Here is an 11,878-nt window from a genome sequence, read left to right on the forward strand (position 1 = left end):
GGGGTCAGCAAAGATGTCTCAGGAGAAAGCCCCCATGAATGATCTCGTCTTGTTTTTGTCCGCCTTTGTACTGCTAGCTTGGTTGGCGGTGCCGGCGTCCCTGCTTGCCGTCGCCGGCTTCAGTGCCTGGACGCGTAACCCACTTAAGCAAAACCATTGCTGGCGCTTAGCCGAAAAACTGCTGGTGCTTTCAATGGGCGCGATACTGTCGATTTCGGCCATCATGCTGGTTGACCCACAGCACAGTGGTGTGACGAGTTCGTTGGCTTTGCCGGGCCGCTGGCTGGGGCTTTATCCCGCTGGTGTTTCAGTCTGGATGGCTTTAATGGTGGGCTTCATTGGCTGGGTGATTTTGCGCTTCTCGGAGCGTTACTTGAGGGACGACCCGGGGCGCGAGCGTTTCTTGCCATGGTTTTTGCTAACTATCACCTGTGTGCTGGTTCTGGTTATGACCAACAATCTACTTGTGCTCGCCGGTGCTTGGGTGGGTGTGAGTATTTCACTACACCAACTTCTTACTTTGTATCCCGAACGGCCTCAGGCTCGCATGGCGGCCGTACAAAAGTTCATTGTAAGCCGAGTGGGAGACATACTGGTGGTGGCCGGCGTGGCTTTGCTCTACCTTCATCACGGCACCTTTTACTTGCCGGATATGGTGCAGGCACAAACTGCATCGCCGTCATCGTCCTTCACACTAACTCTTGCCTCTGTGACGCTTGCCCTGGCCGCTCTTCTTAAATGCGCTCAGATTCCGTTTCACGGCTGGCTGCTTAGGGTAATGGAAGCGCCAACGCCGGTATCAGCTTTGTTGCATGCGGGTGTAATCAATCTAGGCGGATTTCTTTGGCTGCGACTTTTCCCGGTGTTTGACGGCTTTACAGCTGGACATCTGATTCTTCTCACCATCGGCGGTCTTACCGCAGTTATCGCTGTGCTTGCCATGATGACCCAGTATTCCGTGAAGCATGCATTGGCTTGGTCTACGTGCGCGCAAATGGGCTTCATGTTGTTTGAAATAGGGATGGGAGCGTACACGCTGGCTCTTTTACACCTGTTGGCGCACTCAGTTTACAAAGCGCATTCATTTTTGGCGTCGGGCAGAACGGTTAAAGCCTCTGCAGTGGGTCTCTTTGCCCAGCAACGCACTTCAGGGGGGCTGTTGTGGGCCCTTATCACTGGAGGCGTTGCGGCGTTCATTTTGCTTCAGTTACCCAGCCTGGTAGAAGAAAACCTAGTGTTTGGAGCCATGCTGGTACTAGCGATTACTAGTGCTCTGATTACCGTGCCCGCTGGCGCAACCCTTGCCTCAAAAGCGCGAATTGCCTTACTCGCACTACTTCTCGTACCCACCTACGGCGTGCTACATGCTTTAGTTGGCCCCGCTGTACCGGAGCACGCCAATTTCGAAATCCCATTGTTGGCGTACACCATCGCCGTCGCACTCGTGGTTGTACTCGCCACAGTTTCCGGGCTGATTGTGTACGGCTGCGACAGCCGCTTCACTAACAATCTGTGGCACCACTTCAGCAAGGGTCTTTACCTTGAACTGATGTTTGACAGGGTTACCCATCGGCTTGCGTCTGAAGCACTTAACGCACCGCACCTGCTCAAGAGAATTCCCCATCACCCATTCACCATGGAGAAGAAATCATGATGGATTCTAATGCTGTTGTATCTGCACCTGTTTTGGATGAAGTGAATTTTCAGGGTGCTATAACACGTGCCTGCGGTTTAATAGCCCCCATCTGGCCACTGGATAAATGGATTGCCGTTAATCCGTTTTGGGGCCTCCGGGATAAGCCTGTTAAATGTGCAGAGCGTATTCTGGATCAAAGAGGCGGCTTCTCTTTTCTGATGCCCACGGCGTTTTACCGCGAGGCGTGGGAGGGCGGGAGAATTTCCGAGGAAGATTTAAAGGAAAGTCTGGCTCAGAGCGGAATTCAATCCAGTATTCAACCGCTGTTTGATCTACTAAAGCATGAGCGCACACCAGAGGAACCCCTTTGTTTTTCAGTGCTCGATGCATTTTCAGCCAATGCGGAGAGTGTCAATGCCGCTGATGCGGTGAACGGTGAAATCGGACGTCTTTGTGGTGCCTACTTTGACGCTCGGCAGGGCCGCTGGTCCTCCGCAGGAAAAAAGAAGGATAAGGGTGGTTTTTTTGAATTCTGGCTTGCGGCCGCCAAGCAAGATTTATCGTTGGACTATCGAACAGGCATAACTGGGGCTCGCAAGCGCCTAAAGGAAATAGATGAAACACAGTTGCACGCCGTAAAAAACGCCGTGACTGCTATTAACCTGAATACGGACGAGTTGGAAGTGCTTTGCCACAACCTGTTGATGCGTGTACTTGGCTGGGCCTCGTGGAGCAGCGGTGTAGACTGGCGTACATGCCTCGCCGGAGAGGGCTCTGAAGCGACTGAGTCGCTACTTTCTGCTTTGCTGGTTTGGGAAGCTGTTGCTCTTGAGTGTGCATCTAATAAGCAGATTAAGGCGAGAACAGCGGCTTGGGCAAGAATTCGTCAGGCTCTGCAAGCAGACGGCACGCTAAGTCTAAGCGCAGCAAATGCTCAAAAAGCAAAGCTATTGTGGGTCTGGCAGCGTGCTTTTGAAATCGGATACCAACGCAAGTTCGTTGATATCATAAGTGAGGACAGGCAGGCCGACCGTTGGCAAGAAGTCGATCCAAAGTCGGCCAACGTGAAAACGGATATACAGGCAATATTTTGTATCGATGTTCGCTCAGAAGTTATGAGGCGGCACTTGGAGAATGATAACCCGCGCGTGCAAACACTCGGTTTTGCCGGATTTTTTGGGCTACCGGTTTCACACCAGAGCCACGGCCCTTATTCTGAGGTGCAAAGACTGCCCGGGCTTTTGGCGCCAGCCTATCGGCTTATCGACACCGAGGGAAACACCGCAAGTGATAGCACGCTGAATCGCGAGCTTGATCAAAAAGAAATTACACGGGAATCCGTTCGCCATTCCAAATACAGCAGCCTTTCCACATTCACATTGGTTGAAACCACAGGCCTCGCTTGGGCTTGGAAGCTACTGAAAGACAGCCTACATCAGAAAAAGGCGGAGCAGCCGGGCAGCATTGCAAACGCAAGAGATAACAAGCTGGTTCATCACATAGGAGGCGATCCTTTGACGATATCCGAGAAGGTCGGGTTAGTCTCTGGCTTTCTTAAGGGCATGTCTTTAACCCGTGATTTTGCGCCCCTGCTGGTATTTGTAGGCCATGGCACGCAAACCGACAACAACCCTAATCACGCAGGCTTGGCTTGCGGCGCTTGTGGCGGCCAGAGTGGTGGGGTTAATGCGCGGCTGGCAGCTTCATTATGTAATGACCCACAGGTGCGCGAAGGACTTGGAGACGCAGGTATTCAAGTGCCGGAATCAACCTTCGCTATTGCCGCAGAGCACTGTACGGTAACCGATGAAATCACGGTGTTCGGTCAAAAAAGTGTTCCTGAATCCCATCAGTCTCTTCTGGCAGAGCTGGAAGCTTCCTTTGTGACGGCTGGCAGGGAGTCAAGAAAGGAGAGGGCGACGCCGCTCAAACTGAACGGCCTTGATGACAAAGAGTTGCTCACCTCGATGCGCCGAAGAACCATCGATTGGTCGGAAGTTCGGCCTGAGTGGGGGCTTGCAAATAACGCTGCGATTATTTTTGCCAAGCGGAAACTAACCAGAGGCAAGAATCTCGCGGGCAGAGTCTTCCTGCACGATTACGACTCAGAGCTGGATGCTGAAGGCGAGATACTGGAGGCTTTATTGTCTGCGCCTATGATGGTCGCAAACTGGATCAACCTACAATATTTTGCTTCGGTCACCGCTCCCGAGGTCTACGGTGCAGGTAACAAACTGCTGCATTCTGTTGTAGGGGGAAATCTTGGTGTTATCGAGGGGAACGGTACAGATCTGAGAATTGGTCTACCCCTGCAATCCGTGCACGATGGTACCTACTGGCGCCATGAGCCGCTCCGGCTCACCGTACTGATTGATGCTCCCAGAGAGCGCATCCAAGCCATTTTCGAGCGTCAGCCAGACGTTGCGCGATTGGTGAAAAACGAATGGCTATGGCTGCACAGGATTCTGCCAGAAGGTGGTCAGGAGCGATTTGATAAAGGTGTATGGAAAAACTGCTCAGGTTAATCCTGAGCAGCGTTCAAAAGGTCCGGCTTTTTCAGGGCCTTTTGGAAAAGATCTTTGTCCTCAGCAATGACCATGGCGCATTTTTCCGCCAGTTCATCGCTCAGGCCTTCAACTTTTCGGGCCAGATACACCTGAATCTCTTCCGCCAACTCCAACACCTTATCTCTGGCGTCGGCATCTGCTTTCGATGTAAAAAGCATGGTCTCAGGATGTTTTAACGCCATATCCAGGCCGTCCCTATCGGAAAAATAAACTGCTTGTACCGCCATGGTCATTCCTCGCAGTGAATGTCTGCTTTACTGTATAAAAATACAGTGTAGCCGACTCATCCTGAGAAATATACCCACTCGGAATAAAAGCAGTCAGTCCGTACAGGGAGCTATTTAACAACGCTGATCAATAACGCAGTAGCGCTGAACCCCAAGTAAACCCACCTCCAAACGCTTCAAGCAGAAGAACTTCATTGCGTTGGATACGCCCGTCTCTTACTGCAGCATCCAACGCAAGAGGAATGGAAGCGGCCGAGGTATTGCCGTGCTGGTTAACCGTAACGACCACCTGATCCATGGACATGTTCAGTTTTTTTGCTGTGGCGGAAATAATCCGAAGGTTGGCTTGGTGGGGCACCAGCCAGTCAATATCAGACTTTTTCATATGGTTGGCAGTAAGGGTCTCGTCCACAATCTTACCCAGAGTATTCACGGCAACCTTAAAGACTTCGTTACCTTTCATTTCGACGAAGGCCAGCCCGGCTTTTACCTGATCGTAGCCATCGGCAATACCGCAGGGAACATGGAGAAGTTTTTCGTACCGGCCGTCTGCATGAATGTGCGTGGATAGAATACCAGTCTCTTCATGGGCCTCAAGAATCACCGCGCCCGCGCCATCCCCGAAAAGCACGCAGGTACCGCGGTCTGACCAGTCTAAGATTCGTGAGAAAACTTCTGCTCCGATAACCAGCGCTTTTTTGCTGCTTCCGGTTTTTATGAACTTGTCGGCAACCGAGAGAGCGTAGACAAAGCCACTGCATACGGCCTGTATGTCGAAAGCAGGGCAGCCACGTATGCCCAGCCTAGCTTGCAGAATACAGGCAGAACTCGGGAAAATCTTGTCCGGGGTCGAAGTGGCAAAAATGATCAGATCAATATCGCTGGCGTCGATTCCAGCTGCTTCAATTGCATTGAGGGCCGCCTGTTCGGCTAGGTCTACCGTTGTTTGGCCTTCAACAGCAATATGCCGTTGCTCAATACCGGTGCGTTCACGGATCCACTTGTCCGTGGTATCAACCATTTTTTCGAGGTCTTTATTGGTAACAATGTTCTCTGGCAAGTAGGAGCCAGTGCCGGCAATGCGTGCAAAGGTCATTCGCGAAAATCCCAGGGTGTATCCGATTAGGGAGCCTGACGTATTTACAGTGACCTCTTTATGGCCAGAGGCACGGAACACGCTCAAAACGCTCCTTGGCTTTCGAACATGCTATACCTCTGAACCTTTGTCTGTTATTAGCGGTTTGTCAAAGACACCTGTAAAAATCGCTGAGGCGCTACTCGATAAAGTTTGCCTGGCTAGCAACTAGCGGCGAGAGTTCAATGTTCCAATGCGCCATCCCGCTTTTGCTGTATACATAATGCCCACTCAGAGACTTAATCTGCGGTATACGGTCTGGCTGTATGCCGTTAAGTATCAGTGAGGCCAAACGGGCACCGGTAAAACCTTCCTGATACGCGGAAATCGTAAAACCGCCCAAAGCTTCCTTCGCCCCGATGCTGATGTCCCAAAATGAAAAAATCGGAACCGGTGAACTGAGATGGGCCTGATTTATGAGCTCTTTGGGTTGAACGTAATTATTCCCAGTGTCTCGAATCGTATGATGAGTGCCTATGATTATGGCATCGTACTTGGTATATGCATTTTCAGCAGTGCTTAACCAAGTGTCTTTATCGTTGGTCTGAACAATATCAACCCGAGAGCCGTAGATCTCCGCCCGACGTTTGTCCCCAAAGTAGTCATTGACCGCATTGCGCATGGTAATCGAATCATCCATCAGGATTAAAAAGTTTTCCCTCTGCCGGAGAACTTTGCGTAAATGCCGGATGCTCTGTTCGAAAAACGGACGTTCCAGAACCCCGGTAACCAAGGGGTGTTCCAGAGTAGGATGTTGATCAGGAGTGCCATTTACACCAAAAAACACAACCGGAATGTTCTGATCAACCAGATGTTGTGCCATCAGTGAAAAGGCATTGTCATCACCAAGGATGGCAACATCCGGTTTGATTTCAGCTACCGAATTTTGGATGCTTGCTGCCTTCTGTGGCCACTCCGATTTTGGTAGGCGCTTGGTGTCGAGAGCCAAAACATGGATATCATGTTCTGCTCCCAGTACTGATTCGATAGCAACCAGATAGTCTGCATCCCACTTATATTCTTTGTGATAACTTTCGATGACGACGACGGTCTTGCTAAAACACAACGGACTTACGAGTAGTAAGACTAGAATGAGCAGACGCATATGATTTCCTTATTTTTGTTTAAGTATGGAGAGGGCATTCGGCCCCTGCGCCTAGCAGCAATAAACGCACCAGACCTTTAACTGACTGTTTATTTTGGTTTTATTTTTTTTCTACAATTAGGTTGTCCGGATAGCCAGACATACATGTTTGTTTTTCCGGACAGCAAGGTGTAACTGACCTGTTTTCCGGACAGCCTGTGGTGTATAGGTTGCATCCGGCAAGGAGACCTTTGTGAATACTCGCGAAAAATTATTGAAGCAATTAGGTATTACCTACCCGATTATTCAAGCGCCAATGGCTGGCGTATCCACACCTGAACTCGCTGCGTCCGTTACCAACTCAGGTGGTCTGGGCTCTCTCGGAATAGGTGCCAGTACACCTGCTCAAGCTCGATCAATGATAGAGCAGACTCGGGCTCTGACCTCCGGGTCCTTCAATGTGAATGTGTTTTGCCATCAGTCTGCGCAGCGTGATGCAGAAATAGAGGAGAACTGGGTGCGGTATCTGGCGCCTTTGTTTGCCAAGGCGGGTATAGAGCCACCAGACACACTCAGTGAAATCTACACATCATTTGTTGGGGATAACGAAACACTCGACCTACTGCTTGAACTGAAACCTGCAGTTGTCAGTTTTCACTTTGGTCTACCATCGGCTGCATGCATTGCTGCGCTGAAACGGGCGGGGATATATACCATGACAACAGCTACGAGCCCGTCGGAAGCTGCGAAGATTGAGGCCGCTGGGATTGATGCGATTGTGGCACAGGGTATTGAAGCGGGTGGGCACAGAGGAATTTTTAACCCTGACGCGACAGATGAAGGCCTGAGCACTTTGGCTCTTGTGCGGCTGTTATTTCAGCAAACAACCCTGCCGATTATCGCAGCTGGTGGAATAATGAATGGTTTCGAGGTGAAAGCCGCGTTGGCATCAGGTGCGGCTGCCGTACAACTCGGTACCGCATTTGTACTGTGCCCAGAGTCTGCGGCAAATGAAGGGTATCGGGTGGCGCTGAAAAGCGAGAGAGCCGCAGAAACACGATTAACGAAAGTGCTCTCTGGCAGGCCTGCGCGAGGAATCGTTAATCGGCTTATTTCGTTTGGTGAAGCCAAAGGTAGCCCACCGCCTGCAGACTATCCCGTGGCGTACGATGCAGCCAAGCGTCTAAACGGGGCAGCCTCCAAGCTTGGAAATCACGAATTCGCTGCGCACTGGGCCGGACAAGGCGCACCTTTGGCGCGGGAGTTACCGGCGGCGGATTTGATGGCATTGATTCTGGCGGAGAGCGAATGATACCCAATCGATAGGTCAGCAACACATAACAGTCATAAAGTTTACGTGGGGCTGTTCTGGGGCAGACTTTCTGTAGTGAAGAGTAGAAAAGCAAAGGCGCCCTAGGGCGCCAAATGTGCACTCAGCTGGATTAACAGCTGCTTCCGCTAAGGGCGGAAAAGCATGCATCGAGACTGTCCATACTCTCATCAATCAATGCATCGCTGATCGTTAGGGCGGGCAGAAAACGAATCACGTTGCTACGAATGCCACAGGACAGCAGAATTACACCTGCTTTGGCGGCCTCGGAAACGACGGCTGCGGTCAGTTCCGGGTCGGGCCGATTAACATCGCCGTCAACCACCAGCTCCATAGCGATCATGGCACCCAGATTGCGCACATCTCCGATTCGTTGTGGGTAGCGTGATTGCAACTGCCGGAGACGCCCAGTGAGCCTTTCGCCAACCTGCAAAGCACGCTCACAGAGTTGTTCTTCCTCGATAATATCCAGCACAACAAGCGCAGCTGCGCAGCCGATTGGGGAACCACCGTAAGTACCGCCAAGGCCGCCCGGCGCAGGCTGGTCCATAATTTCAGCCTTGCCCACTACGGCAGCGATCGGGAAGCCACCGGCAATGCCCTTGGCCATGGTCATCAGATCCGGCTCAACATTGGCGTATTCGATGGCAAACATCTTGCCAGTGCGGCCAAAACCGGTTTGGATTTCATCGACAATCAGCAAAATACCGTGTTCATCACAACGCTGGCGCAAGGCTTGAAGGAATTCGGCGGGAGCGTGGTAGAAGCCACCTTCACCCTGTACAGGCTCGATAATAATCGCGGCGACCCGGTTCGGCTCGATTTCGCACACGAACAAATCGTCAAGAGCTCGCAAAGACTCTTCAACCGATACACCGTGATACATATTAGGGAAGGGCGCGTGGTAGATCTCGCCGGGGAAAGGCCCAAACCCAACTTTGTAAGGTTTAACTTTACCTGTCAGCCCCATTGCCAGATTGGTACGGCCATGAAAACCGCCCTTAAAGGCAATGACGCCTGGGCGCCCTGTGTAAGAACGTGCAATTTTTACACAATTTTCAACAGCTTCAGCGCCAGTCGTTACGAAAATGCTTTTCTTTGGTGTATTGCCCGGCGCTATGGCATTGAGTTTTTCGGCTAGCTCGACTGCAGATTCATAGGGTGTGACCATCAAGCAGGTATGGCTAAAGCGCTCTAACTGCGCTTGCACAGCAGCCTGAATGCGTGGGTGGCTATGGCCCGTATTGTTAACGGCAATGCCAGCGCCCAGATCGATAAACCGGTTGCCTTCTAGATCCCATATTTCAGCATTGAGTGCTTTGTCTACGTATATCGGGTGCAATGCGCCCTGACCTCGAGCCATGGCTGCGGCGCGACGGTTATGCAGAGATTCATTTGTCAAGGCTGTTGTCTCCTGGTTCATGACTGTTTTCTCCTTAACTGTGGGGCGCGTCAGTGAATGCCGCCAAGAGGCGTATCTTCGCCCGGTTTGATGACTACGGTGAAACCCGCAGCCAAAGTTGACGCAACTTTCTGGGTGATCATGGCAATAGGATAGTAAGACCAAGTATTTGTGTGATAAACATGAGTGATCAGGCGCATACGTTGAGAGCGATCGAACAATGAAAAAAGATCTGAAAGTCAGGCTCGGGCAAGTAGGAGATTACGAGATACGCCTGCTCAAAGTGTTTGAAGCTGTGGTTGAGAGTGGTGGGTTTTCAGCAGCAGAGGGAGAGTTGAATATTGGCCGTTCAACAATCAGCACGCACATTGCAAATCTTGAAGACCGGTTGAATCTCAAACTTTGTTTTCGCGGGCGTAGCGGTTTTTCTCTTACAGAAGAGGGCGCCGAAGTTTACGAGTTGATGAAGACACTGCTCTCGGCCCTTGAGGGTTTTCGCTCAGGCGTAAACGCCCTGCATGTAAGTCTCACCGGTGAACTGCGTATTATCGCTAGCGACACCATTTGTATGGATGCGCAAGCCGGGCTCCCGGAAGCGATTGCCCGATTTTCCCAAGCCGCCCCCGACGTTAATGTGCTGCTGGATGTAAAGTCCCTCAGCGACATCGAGCGAATGGTCTTGAACGATGAAGCGGATATTGGCCTTATTCCCCAGCACCGTCAGCTTTCCGGGCTGGATTACCGTCCTCTCTATGTCGATGACTGCCACCTCTACTGCAGCCGCACACACCCGCTTTACAATGCAAAATCATCGTCTCAATTGCTAGATCAGGTGCTCTCCAGCAAAGTTGTTCATGCAGGCATTCACACTAGTCCGGAAGTTGGAGCCCAACTAGCCGATATGAACAAAGCGGCGATTTCCTATTTCTATGAAGCGCGACTTGCGATGATACTGTCTGGCGCATACATCGGGTTCATGCCAAACACCTACGTTCAACGTTACGTTGATGAAGGCGATTTACGCGCCCTAATGCCAGAAACCAAGCACTACTCATTAGAAATCTGCACGATTACACGCACATACGGCAGGTCGAAAAGAGCGCGGGAGCTTTTTCTAGAGCTCTGGGCAACGGTTTAACTCAAAACAAGGCTATCAGGCCAGCCATTCCAGTATTTGGTCGTGCACCACCTTGTTGTCTAGCAACTCCATATGATTCAGCTTTTCGAACACTCGACAATCTTCCGGACGAATGTGTAACCTTCTCAGATCGTCAGCATGGTGCCCCTTGGCGCTGTCCAAGCGAACCAGAAGGTCACCCACCATCGTGCTGGGTATGGTGGATACATGCTTACCCACGGTTGCGGCTATAAAATAGTGTCGCGTGCCTTCATGCAGTGGAACGGGTTTACGATAGTCCGGGTGGAAATCATCTTGATCTATGCCTTGCCAATCATCGTCAAGCAAATTGCCATGCCGAAGATCCTTGATGCCAGCGCTGGTGTGCTGAGCTAGCGCAAATGGACTTGCATATCGGAACTTCTTCATAACGAAGGTCAACAGGTTTCCGGCTTTGGCCAAGGCCGCGCCGTGGTGGGGTGAACCAAGGTAAAGCGCATTTTTTAATAGCCTAGTCCAAGGCAGTTCAAGCTCACGGCCGTACCAGCAAGCGCTGCGGATAACCAGTCCACCCATGCTATGACCAATTAGAGTAAGTTCTTCAACTTCTACGGGCCACGCCTCAACTAAATCCTTAAGTTGTTTCGCTAACTCCCTGCCATTGCTTGAAATATGTCTTCCAGTATTGTAGTTCAGATATAGGGGCGCGTAACCCTGAGCACGCTGTAATTCTGTACCCAGATCAGCCTCGTTATGGCCTTTCCAATACTCATGTGAGAGGCACAAGCCATGAATCAACACGAGGATTCGTGGGCTAGCATCCGGAACCACAGAGCTCAGGTTTGCGGACTTAGGCAGCACTCTTTCGCCGTTGCTGTTCCGGAAATTCATGGTAATCGCAAGAGGATTACTACTGGCTTCCAAATGGTCTCCGCACACCCCGTTTAGCGCAGCGACTACTTTCACGTTTTGTGGCAAGTGCGAAGACTCGTCGCCCATGGAAAATCTGTCGAGAGACGTGTGCAAGCCTCGCTGAAGTGCAGAGGTAGTTGATTGAATCATTCTGTAGGTTCGGCCTTGCCGCTCTTCAGGAGGTAAACCCGCAATATCACGCAGTCGGTTCAGTGGGTTAGCGTCTCTCGCAACCGTGCGGTGCATCGTTTCCGTAATGTCGGTAACGCCACTGGTAAGGTCCAAAAGTAGTTGCACTGAACCATGCAAGGTTTTGATCGATACCATTTTGCTGTGCTCCAGAGGTTCATTCAGAACGTGCTGATCAAACTATACAACCACTATCCAACGAATGACGGCCTTTGCACATGGCTTGTTTTAACGCAGGAGCGGTCATTTCGGTATGACGCCTATAAACCTGCCGCGATA

10 protein-coding genes are annotated in these 11,878 nt (G+C 51.2%); 4 read left to right on the forward strand and 6 right to left on the reverse strand.

All coding sequences use genetic code 11. The features are described 5' to 3' along the window. Positions 1 to 34 precede the first annotated feature (34 nt). Both KO508_RS09570 and KO508_RS09575 read left to right on the forward strand, forming a co-directional pair. The gene (locus KO508_RS09570; RefSeq protein ID WP_216008098.1) at positions 35 to 1,654 is read left to right on the forward strand and encodes an NADH-quinone oxidoreductase subunit L; all 1,620 of its coding nucleotides are present in this window, start codon (positions 35 to 37) and stop codon (positions 1,652 to 1,654) included. Beyond that, positions 1,651 to 4,161 carry a YbcC family protein gene (locus KO508_RS09575; RefSeq protein ID WP_216008099.1) on the forward strand — a complete coding sequence of 837 codons (2,511 nt, stop codon included), beginning with the start codon at positions 1,651 to 1,653 and terminating at the stop codon, positions 4,159 to 4,161. The genes KO508_RS09570 and KO508_RS09575 overlap by 4 nt, the downstream gene beginning before the upstream one ends. On the opposite strand, the gene KO508_RS09580 is transcribed toward KO508_RS09575, so the two are convergent. From KO508_RS09580 to KO508_RS09590, 3 genes are all read right to left on the reverse strand, one after another. Further along, positions 4,158 to 4,430: a YebG family protein gene (locus KO508_RS09580; RefSeq protein WP_216008100.1), complete on the reverse strand. Its 273-nt coding sequence runs from the start codon at positions 4,428 to 4,430 to the stop codon at positions 4,158 to 4,160. The genes KO508_RS09575 and KO508_RS09580 overlap by 4 nt on opposite strands. A gap of 127 nt (positions 4,431 to 4,557) precedes the next feature. Next, positions 4,558 to 5,526, reverse strand: a complete 969-nt coding sequence (locus tag KO508_RS09585; protein ID WP_216008101.1) for a beta-ketoacyl-ACP synthase III — start codon at positions 5,524 to 5,526, stop codon at positions 4,558 to 4,560. A gap of 178 nt (positions 5,527 to 5,704) precedes the next feature. Then, entirely contained in the window at positions 5,705 to 6,670 is a 966-nt protein-coding gene (locus tag KO508_RS09590) for an ABC transporter substrate-binding protein (protein WP_216008102.1), read from the reverse strand. 232 nt (positions 6,671 to 6,902) lie between these two features. Between KO508_RS09590 and KO508_RS09595 the strand changes: the two genes are divergently transcribed. Next, entirely contained in the window at positions 6,903 to 7,961 is a 1,059-nt protein-coding gene (locus KO508_RS09595; RefSeq protein ID WP_216008103.1) for an NAD(P)H-dependent flavin oxidoreductase, read from the forward strand. A 130-nt stretch (positions 7,962 to 8,091) separates the two neighbouring features. On the opposite strand, the gene gabT is transcribed toward KO508_RS09595, so the two are convergent. Then, on the reverse strand, positions 8,092 to 9,402 hold the full coding sequence (gene gabT / locus KO508_RS09600; RefSeq protein ID WP_252738035.1) for a 4-aminobutyrate--2-oxoglutarate transaminase: 1,311 nt from the start codon (positions 9,400 to 9,402) through the stop codon (positions 8,092 to 8,094). A 29-nt stretch (positions 9,403 to 9,431) separates the two neighbouring features. After that, complete coding sequence (locus KO508_RS19120) at positions 9,432 to 9,602, reverse strand: aldehyde dehydrogenase family protein (RefSeq protein WP_436836615.1); 171 nt, start codon at positions 9,600 to 9,602, stop codon at positions 9,432 to 9,434. Here KO508_RS19120 and KO508_RS09610 point away from each other — a divergent pair. Then, complete coding sequence (locus tag KO508_RS09610; RefSeq protein ID WP_216008104.1) at positions 9,602 to 10,519, forward strand: LysR family transcriptional regulator; 918 nt, start codon at positions 9,602 to 9,604, stop codon at positions 10,517 to 10,519. The genes KO508_RS19120 and KO508_RS09610 overlap by 1 nt on opposite strands. Before the next feature lie 15 nt (positions 10,520 to 10,534). Here KO508_RS09610 and KO508_RS09615 read toward each other — a convergent pair whose 3' ends face one another. Then, entirely contained in the window at positions 10,535 to 11,737 is a 1,203-nt protein-coding gene (locus KO508_RS09615; protein WP_216008105.1) for an esterase/lipase family protein, read from the reverse strand. Between the last annotated feature and the right edge of the window lie 141 nt (positions 11,738 to 11,878).

Origin of the sequence: Marinobacter salexigens, from assembly GCF_018860765.1 — a bacterium.
GTDB classification, from domain to species: domain Bacteria; phylum Pseudomonadota; class Gammaproteobacteria; order Pseudomonadales; family Oleiphilaceae; genus Marinobacter; species Marinobacter salexigens_A.